This is a genomic window from Archangium minus (assembly GCF_044360475.1).
In the GTDB taxonomy this organism is placed as follows: domain Bacteria; phylum Myxococcota; class Myxococcia; order Myxococcales; family Myxococcaceae; genus Archangium; species Archangium minus.
This window is the reverse complement of the sequence record NZ_CP043494.1, coordinates 1,288,127-1,304,235: the sequence shown is the minus strand read 5'-3', so window position 1 is coordinate 1,304,235 and position 16,109 is coordinate 1,288,127. Positions and strand designations below refer to the sequence as shown.

The following is a 16,109-nucleotide window of genomic DNA, read 5'->3' as shown; positions in this document are numbered from 1 at the left end:
TGGTGGCCCGCGTCTCGCTGTATTCTGGCCACCTTCGTAGGAGCCATTCATGACTGCTGTCACTCTCGCTGGCCCCACGCCGGCCCGCACGGGCTGGCTCGTGAACCGGCGGCACGATCTGCTCTCCACCTTGGGAGGGGCCGCCGCGAGCTTCGCGCTGGTCGCACTGCACGCCTGGGCAGGCATCAGCAGCATCGTTCTCTGGTGGGTGTGGGTGCTGGCACTGGACGGGCCGCACCTGTTCGCCACGGTGTCCCGCACGTACCTGGACGCACGCGAGTGGCAGACGCGGCGGCGGCTGCTCCTGGGCAGCCTGGGATGGTTCGCGGCGGGCCCCCTGCTCTTCGGGGTGTCAGCAGCGCTGGGGAGCAAAGTGCCCTTCGAGCTCTTCCTGACGTTCGCCTCGCTGTGGGCGTACTGGCACGTGGTGCGGCAGCACTACGGCATCATGGTGCTGTACCAGCGCAAGGGCGGGGAGACGCTGCCGTTGGATCGGCGGCTCGACAGCGTGACGCTGTACGTGGGGCTGCTGGCGCCGTTCGTGGCCTTCGCGGTGACGCACCCGGTGGCGCGCAAGCGGCTGGGGCTGACAGGAGCCCCCTCCTGGGAGCCGGTGCTCGCAGGGGCGTGCTTCGCGCTGGTGCTAGCGCTGGTGGTGCTCTACGCGGCGCGGCAGGTGCAGCGCACGCGCGAGGGGCTCCGGGTGAACGGGCCGAAGCTGCTGATGATGGGCGCGGCGTTGGGGCTGACGGCCGTGGTGTTCTGGCCGTCGGTGGCCGTGCGCATGGACTTCATCATGTTCGCGGTGGCGGTGACGGCGTTCCACAACGTGCAGTACCACGGCGTGGTCTGGTTCTATCACCGCAACCGCTACCACGCGGCTGGGGTGGACCCGGCACCGTTTGGCCTTGCACCCAAGGTGAGCCAGCGCTTCATCCTCTACGCGCTCTGCGGCGTGGTCTTCACGCTGCTGTACCGCGGGCTGGGCTGCGGCTTCGGCGCGCACCCGGGTTGTGGAGGCTTCGACTGGCACATGCCGCTGGCGGCGGGGCTGACGCTGCGCCACCTCATGGAGGGATTCATCTGGGGCTTCGCCCTCCACCACTACTACCTGGACCAGAAGATCTGGCGCGTGAGCCGGGACGCGGGGCTGAACAAGGACCTGAAGCTGGGCACGGCGACGGCCGCGTAGGGGCGCTGGCGCTCACACCGGAATCAGCGCCCGGATGAGGTGCTTGACGTAGTCGGCGCGAGCGCGGCTCGTGCCCAGCGTGTCCGGGCTGGCGATGGCGAGGTGCAGGAGACCCACGTACGTGGAATAGGCCTGCAACGCCCAGTGGCGTGCCTCGCGAGCTGGCAGGCCGAGCGCCCGGTACAGCGTCACCAGGTAACCCATGCGCCGCTGCGACACACGCGCGAGGACCGGCTGGATGCGTGGATCCGCGGCGGCGCCCGCGACGATGGCGACCTCGATCTTCCCATGTGGGTCTGGCTCGAACGTCAGCGCCAGGAGCCGGAGCAGCCGCTCCCTCGGGTCCGGCAGTGCGTCCAGTTGGGTGATGACTTGGGTGGTCGCCAGCTGCTCCCAACGCGCGAGCGCGGCCTGAAGCAACTCCGCACGGTCCTTGAAGTGCCAGTAGAAGCCCCCCTTCGTCACCCCGAGCCGCCGGGCCAGCTTCTCCACCGAGAGGGCCTCGATGCCGTCCGCGAGGCTCCAGAGCGCGGCGTCCGCCCAGTCCTCGGCCGAGAGCCCCGGGCCCCGGCGCTGCGCGCGGATGTCCTCCAACGTCCGGAGGGGCGTGGACTCGGGTGTACGTGCGGAAGTGCGTCTCATCGTCCTCTGGACTATACGGTACCGTATCGGAATACGGTACCGTATCCGATGCCGATAACGAGGGCTGCACATGCGAGTGACGAACGGGGCGTTGCTGATGCTCACCGGAGCGCTGCACCAGGCCGTGGGGCTGGTGGTCTACCGGGAGCCGCTGCTGGAGATGGTGCACGCGGGCGTGCTCAACAGCGTGGGCGAGGACACCAGCGCCCGCGCAGCGGCCTTCTGGTTCCTGGCCGCGGGCGGGCTCATGCTCCTCATGGGGGCGCTCTGCCGCTGGGTGGAGCGTGAGCTGAACCGCCCGCTCCCGGCGAGCTTCGGCTGGGGGTTGCTCGGCGTGGCGCTCTTCTGCGTGGTCCCCATGTTCGAGACCGGAGCCTGGGTGTTCTTCCCGCTGGGCCTTCGCGTCCTCTTCCAGGCCCGAACACCCCAGGTGCTGCCCGAGGTGCTGCGCCCCTTCGCGAAAGGGGCGGACCACGTGGACGTGAAGATGGTGGAGTCAGAGGCCTCGCTGCGCGCCTTCCTGGCGGGGCTGCTGTCGTACCAGCCCGCGTGGGTGACAGCCCTGTATGGAGTGCGGGGCGTCTTCGTCCGGATGCTCGGGCTGAGGCAGCTCGGCGTCCCCAAAGCCCGGCACCTGCGCCCGGAAGACATCCCCATGACCCCGGGCAGCGCCGCCGCGTTCTTCACGGTGCGCCACGCGGAGGAGGAGCACGTCTGGGTGGTGGCGGCGACGGACTCGCACCTGGAGGCCACCCTCGCCGTCGTCATGGAGCCCACCAGCGGAACCCAGAAGCGCTTCCACGTCGTGACGTTGGTGCACTACCGGCACTGGACCGGACCGGTGTACTTCAACGTCATCCGGCCCTTCCATCACCTCGTCGTGGGGGGCATGGCCCGGAGCGCGGCGCGGGGAGGGCCCGCCCTCGGCACGGCCTGAGCGGGCCCAGACCCTCACCCCGACCCTCTCCCAGAGGGAGAGGGAGGAGAGAGGGCTCAGAGTTTCTCTACCGTCACCGTGTTGTCGTCCGGCTTGCGGTCGATGAGCTTGTTGAGGGGATCGATCCCCGCCTTCGCCGGGCGCGCGTCCACCAGCGCGGTGAACTCCACGTCCTCCTTCGTCACCTGGAGCTTCTCCAGGTAGAGCGGCTTGCCCTCCGCGTCGAGCACGCCCACGTCCACCCAGTCCGCCAGCTTCAGGTCCGACTCCGTGCCCGTGCCGTTGGCCTCCACCTTGTGCGCCTTCGCCGTCACCTTCACCTCGAACTTCCCGCCGGCCACCTCGGTGTACGTGGCCTTCAGGGCCCGGTTCTCGTAGAGCGTGATGCGCTCGAAGAAGTCCGGGATGAGGTAGCTCAGGTGCTCGGGCGTCACCGCGCGCAGCTCGGCGAGCAGCTCCGGTGAGTTCGTGAAGGGCGGCTGCTGGAAGGCCACCTTCTTCAGGTACGAGGCCAGGGCGCGGTTGACGGTGTCCTCGCCCAGGAAGTCCTGCAGCGCGTACATCACCACGCTGCCCTTGTTGTAGTGGACGTAGGTCTGCCCCTCCACGCGCATGAGCGGCATCTCCTGCTTGCGCTCGAAGGCGCGCCCGCGCAGATAGCCATCCATCTCGTAGCGCAGGAAGCGCCCCATCTTCGCCTCCCCATACCTCTTCTTCATCACCATCAGCGCCGAGTACTGCGAGAGCGTCTCGGACAGGAGCGTGGCGCCCTGCACGTTGCCGCCGATGACCTGGTGCGCCCACCACTGGTGCGCCACCTCGTGGGCCGTCACGTAGTAGGGGTAGTCCACGTCCTTCGGGTCGTCCGGATCCACCTTCGCGATGAAGCCGATGCTCTCCGAGTACGGAATGGTGTTGGGGAAGGACTGGGCGAAGGTCGCGTAACGGGGGAACTCGAGGATGCGCACCTGCCGGTGCTGATAGGGCCCGAAGTTCTTCGTGTAGTAGTCGAGCGAGTCCTTCACCGCCTGGATCATCCGCTCGACGTTGTACGCGTGGCTCGGGTGGTAGAGGACCTCGATGGCCACGTCGTTCCACCTGTCGCGCTTCACCTCGTAGCGCGCGGAGAGGAACGAGTAGTAGTTCAGGATGGGGCTGTCCATCTTGTAGTGGAAGTAGCGGCGGCCGTTCTCCGTCCACTCACGCTGGAGGTAGCCGGGCGCCATGGCGATCTGCTCCGGCGAGGTGCTCACCGTGGCCTCGAAGGAGACCCAGTCCGAGTCCGAGGCGATGTACGTATTACGCCGGGCCTCCAGGTCATTCACGTCGGCCATGCGCGCCTTGGGTGCGAGCCCCTGCTTCTTGCGCGCCTCATCCTCCTGGAGCTCGAAATCCTCCAGGTAGCCCAACCTCGGCAGCACGTCGTTGTGGAGGAAGGTGCCGTTCTCCACGATCCGCGTCTCCGCGCCCTTGTTGCGGAAGCCGTGTGGCTCCAGGCCCAGCTCGAACTGGAGCTCAGCCGAGGCCCCAGGTGCCAGCGGCGTGGGCAGCGTGTACGTGAAGAAGCCCAGCCGCGTGTCCTTCTCGGACGGCGCCTCGGCACCCGCCACCACCATGCTGTACACCTTCACGTCGTCCGGCAGGTTGACGTACACCGTCTTCACCGGCTCGGCCGTCTTGTTGACGAGCCCGAAGGTGCCCTGGGCCCGCATGCGCGGCTCCTCGGGGAAGAGATCCACCTGCACCTTCACCGAGACGATGCGCGGCTGCGCCACCTTCGCGAGCGGCTTGTACTTCTTCTCGTAGTCGGCGGACTCCGTCTGCTCCTCGTGCTCCGTCTTGAAGGGGTTGAGGTGGTTGGTGTTGTAGAAGATGAAGGCCCCCGCCCCCACGGCCGCCATCACCGACAGGGTCAGGCCCACCCGCACCGGGCGCGAGGCCCGCGCGCCGGCCAGCCTCAGCCGCCACCGTGCATCGCCCTCCGTGCCGCGCACCCAGAACAAGTGGATGGCGAAGGCGAGCGCCACCGCCACGAGCGCCCAGTACGCGCGGAACCACGCCATCTGCGCGACGAACGGCCCGAAGCCATTCATGTCCGAGTACATGTGCACGGGCGCGCCCGCGTAGTTGTAGAGGTTGTGCTCGAAGCCGAGCTGCTCGGCGAACGTGGCAGCCAGCAGGTAGAGCACCATCACGAAGTGGCCCACGTACTTGTGATTCACCAGCACATGGACGAGCACCGCGAGCACACACAGCTGCCACATATCCACCAGCCGGTGGCCGAAGAGGTCCGTGAGATAGAGGCCAAGCTCGATGTCCGTGAAACCGCGGAAGAGCTGCACCAGCACGCCGCAGACGAGCAGCATCGCGCTGAGCAGGACCTGCACGCCCATCAGCGCCAGCAGCTTGGAGAGAAAGGGCAGCCACCCGGGCACGGGGAGCGCGTCGTAGAGCTGGTGCATGCGCGCATCGCGCTCGCGCCAGATGAGCTCACCCGAATAGAAGGTGATGATGATGACGTGGAAGAGGCTGAAGCCGCCGCCCACCATCTCCACCACCAGGTACGTCACCGGGTGGATGGGGGTGCCGAACATCGTGCCCAGGGTGCTTGAGGCCGCGAAGACCATGAGGACGCCGGCCAGCACCATCACCAGGAAGTAGACGTTCTTCACCGTCTCCTTGAGATCCAGCCACGCCAGCCGCGGGAGCAGCCGCAGGAAGGTGGCGCCCCGGAAATCGCGCGACACGGGGGGAGGCGCGAGCGGCGCCTGGGCGGGCACGGACTCGGCAACGGCCTCCGCTCGGCCCCCCGTCAAAGCGTGGGAGCGTTGGAAGCGGACGAGGGTATAGCCAAGCATGGCGGCACCCAGCCCCACCCAGAGGAGACGGTTGACGAGGAACCAGCCCTCGAGCGGCACCAGGCGGGAGTTCTTCTCCGCCACCGTCCAGTACTCCATCACCATGCGCAGCGCGTTCATGCCGAACGGGTCCGCCAGCGCGGCGATCCACTTCGTGTCGAGCTCCCGCAGCAGGCGGCCTGCCGCGAGGTAGCCCACGAGCAGCACCACGCTGGTGACGTAGACGGGGAGCATGCGGCGGGAGAGCGCGGCCATCCCGAAGAAGAGCGCGCCGGTGAAGAAGAGGTTGGGCAGGATGCTGACCAGGTAGGGCCGCAGGTACGAGCCGGGCACGGTGGGGCCCAAGAGGGTCTGGTCCAGGAAGGGCAACGAGGCGCCGAAGCGGGCCCCCAGGCCGATGCTCGAGAAGATGACGACGAGCGTGAGGAAGGCCCCGAGGAAGCGGCCGAGCAGGAACCGGGTGCGCGAGATGGGCGCCGTGAAGAAGAGCGCGTGCGTGCCGTGGGCGAAGTCCTGGTAGACCGACTGGCCCATCACTCCGCCAGTGATGATGACCCCGGCGAAGCCCAGCAGGGAGAGAAGCGAGGCCAGCGTGAAAGGCGCGTTGGCGAGCACCTTGCCGCCGCCCCCCGCGCTGAAATTGACGGACTCGAAGGCGCCTCCCGCCGCGCACATCGCGAGGCAGGCGAGCAAGAAGAAGACGCCGAAGTACACCCAGGTGGACAGCATCTTGAGCCGCTGACGCAGCTCGAAGAGGGCAATGGAGAGCATGGGGGATGGCTCCTCAGCCCACGGTGGCCTGGAGAGTGGGCGCGGAATCCCCCGCGAGGTGCCCCTTGATGGCGGCGAAGTAGGCGTCCTCGAGGTCCGGGACGGCCGGAGCGAAGGAGGCATCCGGAGCGCCCGGGTTGTAGACGTGCACGAGGGTGCGGCCCATCAGCAGCCGGTGGGAGATGATGGGTAGCTCGGCCTGCAACTTCGGCAGCTCCGCCTTGTCCACGAACTTCTTCCAGATGCGGCCCTCCAGGCGGGCGATGATGTCCTCGGGCGCACCGGTGAGCAGCACCTTGCCCCCGTTGAGCACGGCCATCTGCGGGCACAGGTCGCGCACGTCCGAGACGATGTGCGTGGAGAGGATGACGATGACGTCCTGGCCGATTTCACTCAGTAGGTTGTGGAAGCGCACGCGCTCCTCGGGGTCGAGGCCCGCGGTGGGCTCGTCCACGATGAGCAGCTTGGGGTTGCCGAGCAGCGCCTGGGCGATACCGAAACGCTGGCGCATGCCTCCGGAGAAGCCGCCGAGCTGCTTGCGGCGTGCGTGGTGGAGGTTGGTCTGGTGCAGCAGCGCGTCCACCACCTGCTTGCGCTCGCGCGCACTGGAGATGCCCTTGAGGGTGGCCAGGTGGGTGAGGAGATCCTCGGCGGTCACCTTCGGGTAGAGGCCGAAGTCCTGGGGCAGGTAGCCGAGCACGCGGCGCACGGCGTCCTTGTCCTTCAGCATGTCGACGTCACCCAGGAAGGCGCTGCCGCTGTCGGCCTCCTGCAGGGTGGCCAGCGTCCGCATCAGCGTGGACTTGCCGGCGCCATTGGGGCCGAGCAGTCCGAACATGCCGGGCGGAATGGTGAGCGTGACGTCCTGGAGCGCCTGCGTCCCGTTGGGGTAGCGCTTGGACAGGTTCTGGATGCGGAGCTCCATGAGCCCTCCGGAGTAGGAAGGGCATCATGACGCGGAGCTCCTCGAACGTCACCACAAGCGTGGGACGCCAACTCGCGAGCCAGTCACAGCGTCACAAGCAAAATGTGGCACCTCCATCCTCCTGAACGTGTCCTCTCCTTTTGGAGAGTGTCAGCCTGGAGGAACGGCATGCGAGTAGAGACCATCATCCGTGCGTGGAAGGATCCGGCGTTCCGCGCGAGCCTTACCTCGGAGGAGCGGGCGGCACTTCCCGAGCTCCCCTCCGGCAAGCCGGTGACCGAACTCGACGAGGGCGAGTTGTCGGACGCGATGGGGGGCGCGAGCCGTCCCCGCGGAGGCTGTAACCCCCGTGAGTTCACCGACATCCCGTGCAGTGCGATTGACGCCTGTCCCAGCGCCCTGGGCTGTACGTTCGCCGCCTGCTGACGACGGTCACCGCGCGGTGTGGCGGTAGTCCCTCAACCCTCCAGGGGAGGCCAATGGCGCACGACGCGCCCGATGGCATCGCGCAGTGAGTCGTCTGGAACTCCGGTGAGCACCGGGCCTTGCCGGGGGGTGAACTGGTATCCCTGGCTCTCTGGCTTCGTTGACGCTGCGAACCGCTGCCCGCGTTGCTTCGCGCACGGTGCAGGCTTTATGGGGCTGCGCGCCCGCCGATCTCCGGAAAGCGCTCGTAGGCCCGCTTGAGCGCATCCAGGTGGGCGGGGTTGTCCAGGTCGAGCGGCGCATCCGTGAGTTGCACAACCCACCCGCCCGTCGCGGTACGCCGCGCTCGCGAGAGCAGGTCCGCGTCGCGGGCAGGGTCCGGAAACCCGATAGCTCGTGCGGCAGCAGCCGACCAATAGTTCAGCCACCCGAGTCGATGCGGAATCTCAGGAGAGCGGATCGTGTCTGGGAGCTTGAGCGCTGGCAGTCCCCGGGGAGGGTTCGGAGGCCTTTGCAACGTGGGACTCGTCTGTTCCGCGATCTCAACACCCGCATTGAACGGCGTCGCATGCCCCCAGAACGCGCGTGCGCCTTCCGCTACGGCTTCCAGCACGTCCGCTGCCGCAGCGATGCCGGTTGCGTCGAGTGGTAGGTCCGCATGGACTTCAAAATGTGGCGGGCTGCCCGCCGCAAGACCGTTCGGATTTTCCCATCCGGCAACCGTAACAGGCTGGTTGTCGTCATTGTTGCAAAGGAATGGAAGACCTCCGGTCGCCCCGTTGGCCGCGACCCACTCATCGCGGTGAGGCAATGCGATCAGGTCTTCTTTTTCAGAAGTCGTCCACCCCAAGTACAAGCCGGGTAGCGCGCGCTCCATTCCATGGACGATGGTGAGCACCCGGCCTTCATCACGCAAGAAAGCAGGCGCATAGACGATAATGCCAAGTTCATTCTGGTTGGATGCCATTTCAACACCAATCCATGACAACAACCTTAAGGGAGGGATCCGCGAATTTCAGCGCGGCCTTGTGAGTTTCGTCATGCACACCAACAATGAAGTCATACCCACATTCTCTGGCGAGCCTGGAGAAGGAGCAGGAGGGTGCTACACATCCGCCAACGCATGGCCACATCCTTTCAATCGCCTTTGCCGAGGCGATGGACTTCATCACACACGACGACATCGTCGGCTGATTTCGGCATTGTGGGTATAAGACATAGGAATACTCAACTGACTTCCGTCAAGAGGCTCGCATTCGAGCAGCGTAACGAAAGCCGGGTAAGCTCAGACCCCATGACACGAAGTGAGATCCTGGACGTCGTGAAGCAGTTCCTAGCTCTGCTTGAGGGAGAGGGGCCTGTCGAGGCACGGGAGAGCAGACTCCGTCTGCTGCTCGATCGTCTCGCCCTCGCCTATCACTTCGCCGAGGCCCCTTTCGATGCTCGCAAGCATCACGAGCCACCTCGCGCCGACTACCGGCTCCTCCGCGAGCGGATCTCCTCGCTGTTTCCCAACTACGGCTTCTACAGCACCGTGCTCGATGTCACGAATGAGGTCGGCGAGTCCGAAGTCGGCGTCGGAGACTCCATCGACGATCTCACGGACATCGCCATGGATCTGCACGAGGTGCTCGCCCGCTGTCAGATGACGAGCGAAGAGGATGCGCTGTTCCACTTCCGCATTCTCTTCGAAGGGCACTGGGGTGCACATCTGCGCTCACTCCAGCAATATCTGCACGCACTGACCTTCTGAGTCTGCTCGCCTGTGTGAGCGAGTCCATGAGTGTGGTGACGATTCACTCACCACCTTTGCCACTCGACGCTCCCAACCTCGAATCATACGAGGGCTCGACCTCTGCATGCTGATTGAAGTTGCATCAGGGTTCTTTCACAGGAATGGCAGTTCGCGGGTGTTCCAGGCCGATTCACTGCACCACAAGGCCACCTTGCAGCATCGTCCTGTGAGCGCCTACACAACTGCCCTACCGTGATTCTCGCCAACCGGACAACGCCGGTGTGCCCATGTCGAAGACGGACAGGGCGTCCCCACGTTCCATCCTCATCAGGAGATTCGTCACATGACCCGTCGAATGGGTTTGCTCAGCTTGATGTTGCTCGCCACCGCCTGCGGTCCTGAGTCCGAACCCGCTGCGGACGAGACGAGCAAGGAACTCCCGGCCTCCGAGCTGAAAACCAATGTCAGCGAACTCGCTTCTCCCGTTATCCAGTTCCGGGAGGGCAATGGCTGTAGTCAGGATCAAGTCGGCTGGTATATCTACAACGGCAATTGGATGACCATGCCCAACAGCAGCGGATCGGGCTGGGTCAATGACGAGGCCAGGTCCATGATGCTGTACAGGATTCCGGCCAACACGTTCATCCGGGTCTACAACAGCGACTCCGGCTCCCTTGGGGCGGACTGGGCGGAAATCAAGATCAACGAATACATTGATCAGCTTTGCATCCACTCCTTCGAGGATGCGATCTTCAACACCGCCTTCGAGGTCCATTATTGCCGTTACGACGGCGACCTCGATGGGAAGGTCTCCCTGGCCAGAGCCCAGCCCGAGGGTTACCCCGACTCCACCTGCAACGGCATGTGGATGCCGTTCTAGCCACGCAGGAACACCCCAGGAACACGAATTCGGAGTGCGAGGCTTCGGTCTTACGCACCGCAGCCTCCACACCCAGGTGTCATTCGGATCGCCCGCTTGGAAAGTGGTGCGTTCCTTGGGCTCGTTCCAATCACTGCCCGAGCGACTGGGGCACCGGCTTCTTGGCGCTGAACATGGGCAGGTAACACTTGCCCTGGTACTCGTAGAGTTCGTCCGGGCACGGGGCTTTCAGCTCATGCGGCCCCCAGCAGGCCCCCATGATCTCTACCTCCACGAGGCGAGTGCAGGGCGGGCGCTTCTGCCCCTTGAAGGGCTCGCGCGGCATGGGCCGGGCGAACACAGGTTGTCCCGGGGGCACGGTGTCCGCGAGCCATCCGCTGGTGAATGGCTCTGGCATCCAGGTGTCTGTCGTCGCCTCGTGGCTCATGGGTGCTGGCGCGCTCGTCAGGGTGTTCGGGTCGCTCGGCGGTGGGCACTCGGAGTCCATGCGCACCAGGGCGAAGCCCAGGGCGCACGCCGTGGCAACTCCCACCATCGCCCATCCCAGGTGTCGCCAGTGACGAGGCTCGTTGGACGCGGAGACGGCCTGGGCCATGCGGCGCACTCCGGCGAGCACATCCTCCAACGTGCACACCAGCGTCTCCGTCGATTGCTTGTCGGGGGCCACGGACCAGGGCGTCTGCTCCACCTCCAGCGCCAGGTAACCCGGTGAGGCCGAGCTCACGCAGCGCACCTGCCAATCCGTCCGCGGCACCGCTCCGTCTTTTTCAGCGGGCTTGAACACCAGGGCCGTCGCTCCGCTCGTCTCGTTCTTGGCCCGGTAGAGCTCGCCCTGGCTGTGCTTGTCCAGCGGCACCTGCTCGCGCAGTTGGTACGACCCCAACCGCTCCACTTCCTCCCAGTTCGACTCGTCGTTCTCGTCCACGCGTGCTCCTCGCTGGCCTCCTCGACCGCTCGAGGCCTGGACCTCTCCTTTGCACCGAGTCGTGCCCTCGCTCCAGGAGGTGCATGGTGGCTCCGCACCGTCCTACTCCACGAGTGTCGCGAGTGGATTACAACCTCCGGAGCTCGCGCTCACGCTTCGAGAACCTGGGCAATGCGCCGTCACGATACTTATCCGCTACCCGCGGATGGCTCTCCTCCCGTTCTCTGCTCCACAGTCACGTGTGTGTGTCTTCATCAATCCGCATGAGGCGGGCCCGCTTCGAGCTGTATAAGGCGGCCCCCCCTCGGCCAAGGAGGCCACTTTGATACGGACTGTTGCTCGATTCGTCGCGCTGTCTGTCTGGACTCTGTGTGCGGTTCCCTCGTCTGCCTTCGCGCAGCTCACGTGTCCGGACTACGCCTCAGTCGCGAATCCCCCCGCGCTCCAGGGTCCGGCACGCCGGAACTTCCGGCACGCGGGCAGCCAGATTCTCTCCTGGACCCATCCGCCCTATCACATGGTGCATGACCAGATCGTGCCCGTGGGGACCCAGGCCACGGTCGTGGGCAAGTTCGACTACAGCGCCGTCCTGCACAAGGACCTCGAGGACGAGGACGTCCACGTCTACATCATGGGAAGCAACACGCCGGGCTGGCAGTATGTCGGCGAGTTCCGCACGGACTCCGATGGGAAGATCTTCGTCCCCATCACGCGCCCCGTGGGCGAGTACCGGGTGACCATGGTCGTCGAGGGCGACCTCAGCTCCGCCACCGGCTTCCTCTCCGTGGTCGAGCCTGGCCGCCAGACCGTCCTGTTCGACATCGACGGAACCCTGACGCTCAATGACTTCGAGGCGGTCGGCGACTACCTCGGCGTCAGCACGGCCAGGGCCTACCCCTATGCGGTCGATGTGGTGAACAGCTACGCGGCCATGGGCTACCAGATCGTCTATCTCACGGCCCGCCCCTATTGGGTTGGCAAGGACACGCGCGAGTGGATTGACTACCAGGGCCTCGTCGACGGGCACGTGCACACCAATCCCTATGGGGATGGCCCCATTCCCCCGAACACCGAGCAGTACAAGACCGACTACCTCACCTACCTGCTCGAGGATGTGGGGCTCGACATCGTCCGCGTGTACGGGAACGCGACCACGGACATCGGTGCCTATGAGGCCGCGGGTCTGCCCAAGTCCGAAACCTATATCATCGGCGAGCACGCGGGCGCCGATGGCACCATGCCCATCCAGAACAACTATCTCCAGCACCTGAACACGGTCGTGGCCTCCACGCCCGACGCCAACTGCACCTCCCGGTAGCCGAGCCAGGCCTCTTCTGGGCATCTCCGGTGGGAGGCAACGGACGGAGCGTGGCGGTAGTCGCGACGAGGTGGGAGTCCGGGAGGGCTCCCACCTTGGATTCACTCACTCCAGGTGGAAGACCCTCACCCTAGCCCTCTCCCAAAGGGAGAGGGGACATCCACGGGTCCTCGGACTTTGTACTTCGTGGACACTCCCATGCGTCCGCGCCTCAAGGATTGAGGCGGACGATCTCCTCGTTGAGCGCGCTCGCGAAGCCCACCCACCCGAGGTAGGGCACCATCATCCACGCGGCCCCCCGGTCCACCTTCCCCGCCACCGCCGTGTACGCAGCGAGGCTCACGCCGAGCGCCGCGATGTCCGCGAGCGCTGCCCGCTTGCGGTGCTTACCGAAGAAGAGCGGGGACCAGAGCGCGTTGAAGCCAAGTTGCAGGCCCCACAGGGCAAGCGCCCACGAGCGCTTGGGGCCCGCCGGCCGGTTCCACACCCGCCACGCGGAGAAAGACATCAATCCGTACAGCACTGTCCACGCCGGCCCGAACACCCAGGCCGGTGGGGTGAAGCCAGGTTTGCGCAGTCGCCGGTACCAGAGCTGGTTGCTGTTCGAGACGCCCGCTCCGAGCAGGGCCGATCCCGCGGTGAGCGCCCCGATGGCTCCCAGCGCCGCGAGTGACTCCGTCCGCAGGGACGGGTTCTTCAAGGTCGTGAGCGACGGGCTGTCCAGATTGTATTGCTCCTGCATCATCCAACCTCCATCAGGGGACGCGTCGTGAGAAGCTGGGGGGCGGGTACTCGAAACGCAATCCGATCAGGAGCAGCCCATGGCCAGCGTGGACGACATCCTCACTTTCTGGTTCGGCCATCCGTCCGAGCCAGGACACACCGCGCCGCGCGCGCTCTGGTTCGAGCGCAATGCGGCCTTCGATGCCGAGTGCGCCCGCCGCTTCCTCGCCACCCACGAGAAGGCTGCCGCCGGTGAGCTGAATACCTGGCGCGATGAGCCACGCAGTGGCCTGGCCCTCGTGCTCCTCCTGGACCAGTTCCCGCGCAACCTCTTCCGCGAGTCGTCGCGTGCCTACGCCTCGGACCCCCTGGCCCGCGAGGTGGCGCGTCACGCGCTCGCTCGCGGCCTCGACGTTCCCCTGCCCCCTGTCTGGCGGTGGTTCTTCTACCTGCCCTTCGAGCACAGCGAGGACATCCACGACCAGCGTCTGGCCGTGTCCCTCTTCGAGATGCTTGCCCTGCAGGATCCCCACAGCGCTGAATCGCTGGAGTACGCCCGTCGCCACCATGACATCATCGCGCGCTTCGGGCGCTTCCCCCACCGCAACACCCGGCTGGGCCGCGAGTCGACTCCGGAGGAAGTCGCCTTCCTCCAGGAGCCGAACTCGTCCTTCTAGCGACTACGCCGGAGCGCCAGCGGCCTCCTCGCCGACCCTCGCCTCCAACATCGTCCCAGTGGCGATCCAGCTGCGCACCAGCGCCAGGTGCTCCTGCTCCACGTCCAGCGCCCGCTGGAACTCCTCGGCGATGTTGGAGTGCCCCAGCTCGCGCGCCAGCTCGATGAGCAGCTCCCAGCTCGCGTTGTCCACGAGCTCGGCCGTCAGCAGGCATTCCAGCGACTGGAGCAGGTTGACGCGCGGATCCGCCAGCATCTTGGGAACGCCTTCGGAGATGTTGGCCTGCAGGTCCGCCGCCGGCGTGAGCGCCGTGGGATCCGCGCCCAGCTTCTCCATGGTGCGCTTCACCAGGGCGAAGTGAGACAGCTCATCCAGGCGGATCTTCTCCAGCTGCTCCCGCGAGGGTCCGCCCTCCCAGGTGCCGAACACGTCCAGCTTGGACAGGGCTGACTCGTAGAGCCGCACACCTGTGCGCTCGAAGCCCAGGCGCTGGCCCAGCTTGTCGACGAACACGGTGGCCCGGCCGCCCTTCAGCATGTCCACCGCCGTCTTCACCATCCCCTTCGGAGTGGGCGGTGGCACCGAGCCCAGGTTGTCCACCTCGCGCGAGAACTCCTGGCGCACCCTCCAGATGGCCGAGGCATCCCCGAGGCTGCTCGGGCCCCGCTTCTCGGCCCCCTCAATGGCTTCCTTGCTGTGCACCGGAGAGGTTTTGATGCCCGTCCGGTTCATCCCGATCTCGCTCGCCTTGCGTTCCATTACTGGATCCTCCCCTCGGCCACGGTGCTCGCGCCCACGCGCTCGGACTCAACCGACAGCTCGGTGCCCGGACGCCAGATGTAACCCGCCGAAGCGATATCCGACGGAACGCCTTCCGAGTGCAGCGCCTCGCGGTAGCGCAGCGTGCGCTCGTGCTCCTCGGCGCGCGGCACGAACTCGGTCCCCTTGGCGCTCAAGGTCTCCTCGTTGCGGAGCACCTGGCGCACGAACTCGCGGTGGGTGTCAAAGCGCACCGGCTCCGGCAGCTCCTTGGGCAGCACCTCCGCCGCGTCCCGGTTCTCCAGCCGCTGGAAGAGCTCCATCACGTAGTGCAGGTGCCCCAGCTCGTAGTCCACGAACCGCTGCCACACGTCCTTGAGGACGGGGTTCGACTCGTAGTGCAGGCAGCTGTAGTAGTTGTAGACCTCGTTGGCCTCGTGCAGCAGCCACTTCTCCAGCCACGACTCGCCCGGGTCGCACAGCGACTCGTACTGCGTGACGTGCTGCTCCTCGATGGCGGCGATCTCCGCGTAGAGCTGACGCGCCACCGGGTCGGTGAAGATGGGGCCGATGTTCATGTAGTAGGTGTGAACCTGGTTCTCGGCCGAGACGATGGTGAGCGCGTTGAGCTTGGAGATGGGATCCGCGGTGCGCGCGTCATAGGGCCTACGGACGTCGTCCAGCGGGTGACGGTGCTCGAGCACGGTGGGCCGCCCGGGGATGATGTCCGAGTAGCTCTGGACGATGTTGTTGGGATCCTTGCCCATCAACCGGTCGTACAGGGCCGAGTAGCGATACAGGTGATCAAAGTCCTCGAGCATGCCAAAGCGGTAGGTCTGCGCGAGGTAGGGGTCCGGCTCGTGCTGGGCCACGCTCGCCGTCACCTCGATGGCCGTCTGCTCGTAGCCGAGCGTGGTCTCGAGGGGCGACTGGTCGGGCGGGTTCATCCAGTTGACCATCGTCTGTTGGAAGTGCTCCACCCGGCGGATGAGGGCGAGAGGTTCGCGAAGTTCACGGTTCATCCGCGCGCAAGCGTGGCTGAAGCGCACCGACTCCGCTTCAATGCCGTTCATCAGGATGACGCGCACTCGCGTGAAGGCGTCATCGTCCAGCTTGCTGAAGGTACGGCGCGTGAGGTCCTTCCAGGTGAACTTCTGGCGGTCCAGAGGAACACCCTTCTCCTTAAGTAGATCCAGGGCCACTTCTGACTCCTTTGCGCGGCGCACGTGGGAGGAATCGGACAGCGGAATGGCCTCCGAGTCCCCCCGGGTTCGGCGGTAAAGCTCAGACGTCACTCCAGGTGCGGCAACGGCACTCGGAGTCTCCGCCTGTACGGCATCA

At 65.9% G+C, this 16,109-nt stretch carries 16 protein-coding genes; 7 read left to right on the top strand and 9 right to left on the bottom strand.

All coding sequences use genetic code 11. From position 1 onward, the window contains the following. Positions 1–49: 49 nt before the first annotated feature. On the top strand, positions 50–1,192 hold the full coding sequence (locus tag F0U60_RS05560; protein ID WP_395814960.1) for a hypothetical protein: 1,143 nt from the start codon (positions 50–52) through the stop codon (positions 1,190–1,192). Between the two features lie 12 nt (positions 1,193–1,204). On the opposite strand, the gene F0U60_RS05555 is transcribed toward F0U60_RS05560, so the two are convergent. Next, positions 1,205–1,834, bottom strand: a complete 630-nt coding sequence (locus F0U60_RS05555; protein WP_395814957.1) for a TetR/AcrR family transcriptional regulator — start codon at positions 1,832–1,834, stop codon at positions 1,205–1,207. Positions 1,835–1,904: 70 nt separating this feature from the next. Here F0U60_RS05555 and F0U60_RS05550 point away from each other — a divergent pair, with 70 nt between their 5' ends. Continuing rightward, entirely contained in the window at positions 1,905–2,771 is an 867-nt protein-coding gene (locus F0U60_RS05550; RefSeq protein WP_395814954.1) for a DUF6463 family protein, read from the top strand. Between the two features lie 56 nt (positions 2,772–2,827). Here the strand turns inward: F0U60_RS05550 and F0U60_RS05545 are convergent, their stop codons facing one another. After that, positions 2,828–6,400 (bottom strand): ABC transporter permease/M1 family aminopeptidase, encoded by a 3,573-nt coding sequence (locus F0U60_RS05545; protein ID WP_395814951.1) that lies wholly within the window; start codon positions 6,398–6,400, stop codon positions 2,828–2,830. Positions 6,401–6,413: 13 nt separating this feature from the next. After that, positions 6,414–7,325 (bottom strand): ABC transporter ATP-binding protein, encoded by a 912-nt coding sequence (locus F0U60_RS05540; RefSeq protein WP_395814948.1) that lies wholly within the window; start codon positions 7,323–7,325, stop codon positions 6,414–6,416. Between the two features lie 168 nt (positions 7,326–7,493). Between F0U60_RS05540 and F0U60_RS05535 the strand changes: the two genes are divergently transcribed. After that, positions 7,494–7,751 (top strand): mersacidin/lichenicidin family type 2 lantibiotic, encoded by a 258-nt coding sequence (locus tag F0U60_RS05535; protein ID WP_395814945.1) that lies wholly within the window; start codon positions 7,494–7,496, stop codon positions 7,749–7,751. Positions 7,752–7,959: 208 nt separating this feature from the next. On the opposite strand, the gene F0U60_RS05530 is transcribed toward F0U60_RS05535, so the two are convergent. Together F0U60_RS05530 and F0U60_RS05525 are read right to left on the bottom strand one after the other, a co-directional pair. Beyond that, positions 7,960–8,718, bottom strand: a complete 759-nt coding sequence (locus F0U60_RS05530) for a DUF5953 family protein (RefSeq protein ID WP_395814942.1) — start codon at positions 8,716–8,718, stop codon at positions 7,960–7,962. Position 8,719: 1 nt separating this feature from the next. Further along, the gene (locus F0U60_RS05525; protein ID WP_395825997.1) at positions 8,720–8,884 is read right to left on the bottom strand and encodes a DUF6310 domain-containing protein; all 165 of its coding nucleotides are present in this window, start codon (positions 8,882–8,884) and stop codon (positions 8,720–8,722) included. Between the two features lie 161 nt (positions 8,885–9,045). On the opposite strand from F0U60_RS05525, the gene F0U60_RS05520 reads away from it, so the two are divergent. Together F0U60_RS05520 and F0U60_RS05515 are read left to right on the top strand one after the other, a co-directional pair. Further along, a complete protein-coding gene (locus tag F0U60_RS05520) occupies positions 9,046–9,504 on the top strand; it encodes a DUF5063 domain-containing protein (RefSeq protein ID WP_395814939.1) in 459 nt (152 codons plus the stop codon). A gap of 325 nt (positions 9,505–9,829) precedes the next feature. Beyond that, positions 9,830–10,366, top strand: a complete 537-nt coding sequence (locus F0U60_RS05515) for a hypothetical protein (RefSeq protein ID WP_395814936.1) — start codon at positions 9,830–9,832, stop codon at positions 10,364–10,366. Between the two features lie 130 nt (positions 10,367–10,496). On the opposite strand, the gene F0U60_RS05510 is transcribed toward F0U60_RS05515, so the two are convergent. Beyond that, entirely contained in the window at positions 10,497–11,291 is a 795-nt protein-coding gene (locus F0U60_RS05510) for a hypothetical protein (protein WP_395814933.1), read from the bottom strand. A gap of 322 nt (positions 11,292–11,613) precedes the next feature. Here F0U60_RS05510 and F0U60_RS05505 point away from each other — a divergent pair, with 322 nt between their 5' ends. Continuing rightward, on the top strand, positions 11,614–12,609 hold the full coding sequence (locus F0U60_RS05505; protein ID WP_395814930.1) for a lipin/Ned1/Smp2 family protein: 996 nt from the start codon (positions 11,614–11,616) through the stop codon (positions 12,607–12,609). Positions 12,610–12,820: 211 nt separating this feature from the next. On the opposite strand, the gene F0U60_RS05500 is transcribed toward F0U60_RS05505, so the two are convergent. Beyond that, positions 12,821–13,354 (bottom strand): TspO/MBR family protein, encoded by a 534-nt coding sequence (locus tag F0U60_RS05500; RefSeq protein WP_395814926.1) that lies wholly within the window; start codon positions 13,352–13,354, stop codon positions 12,821–12,823. A 76-nt stretch (positions 13,355–13,430) separates the two neighbouring features. Between F0U60_RS05500 and F0U60_RS05495 the strand changes: the two genes are divergently transcribed. Next, entirely contained in the window at positions 13,431–14,009 is a 579-nt protein-coding gene (locus tag F0U60_RS05495; protein ID WP_395814923.1) for a DUF924 family protein, read from the top strand. Positions 14,010–14,012: 3 nt separating this feature from the next. Here F0U60_RS05495 and F0U60_RS05490 read toward each other — a convergent pair whose 3' ends face one another. After that, the gene (locus F0U60_RS05490; protein WP_395814920.1) at positions 14,013–14,768 is read right to left on the bottom strand and encodes a ferritin-like domain-containing protein; all 756 of its coding nucleotides are present in this window, start codon (positions 14,766–14,768) and stop codon (positions 14,013–14,015) included. Next, entirely contained in the window at positions 14,768–15,970 is a 1,203-nt protein-coding gene (locus F0U60_RS05485) for a hypothetical protein (RefSeq protein ID WP_395814917.1), read from the bottom strand. The genes F0U60_RS05490 and F0U60_RS05485 overlap by 1 nt, the downstream gene beginning before the upstream one ends. Between the last annotated feature and the right edge of the window lie 139 nt (positions 15,971–16,109).

Coding starts and splice junctions, on each gene's coding strand:
- F0U60_RS05560 (WP_395814960.1), top strand. CDS start 50: ATGACTGCTGTCACTCTCGCTGGCCCCACGCCGGCCCGCACGGGCTGG.
- F0U60_RS05555 (WP_395814957.1), bottom strand. CDS start 1,834: ATGAGACGCACTTCCGCACGTACACCCGAGTCCACGCCCCTCCGGACG.
- F0U60_RS05550 (WP_395814954.1), top strand. CDS start 1,905: ATGCGAGTGACGAACGGGGCGTTGCTGATGCTCACCGGAGCGCTGCAC.
- F0U60_RS05545 (WP_395814951.1), bottom strand. CDS start 6,400: ATGCTCTCCATTGCCCTCTTCGAGCTGCGTCAGCGGCTCAAGATGCTG.
- F0U60_RS05540 (WP_395814948.1), bottom strand. CDS start 7,325: ATGGAGCTCCGCATCCAGAACCTGTCCAAGCGCTACCCCAACGGGACG.
- F0U60_RS05535 (WP_395814945.1), top strand. CDS start 7,494: ATGCGAGTAGAGACCATCATCCGTGCGTGGAAGGATCCGGCGTTCCGC.
- F0U60_RS05530 (WP_395814942.1), bottom strand. CDS start 8,718: ATGGCATCCAACCAGAATGAACTTGGCATTATCGTCTATGCGCCTGCT.
- F0U60_RS05525 (WP_395825997.1), bottom strand. CDS start 8,884: ATGTGGCCATGCGTTGGCGGATGTGTAGCACCCTCCTGCTCCTTCTCC.
- F0U60_RS05520 (WP_395814939.1), top strand. CDS start 9,046: ATGACACGAAGTGAGATCCTGGACGTCGTGAAGCAGTTCCTAGCTCTG.
- F0U60_RS05515 (WP_395814936.1), top strand. CDS start 9,830: ATGACCCGTCGAATGGGTTTGCTCAGCTTGATGTTGCTCGCCACCGCC.
- F0U60_RS05500 (WP_395814926.1), bottom strand. CDS start 13,354: ATGATGCAGGAGCAATACAATCTGGACAGCCCGTCGCTCACGACCTTG.
- F0U60_RS05495 (WP_395814923.1), top strand. CDS start 13,431: ATGGCCAGCGTGGACGACATCCTCACTTTCTGGTTCGGCCATCCGTCC.
- F0U60_RS05490 (WP_395814920.1), bottom strand. CDS start 14,768: ATGGAACGCAAGGCGAGCGAGATCGGGATGAACCGGACGGGCATCAAA.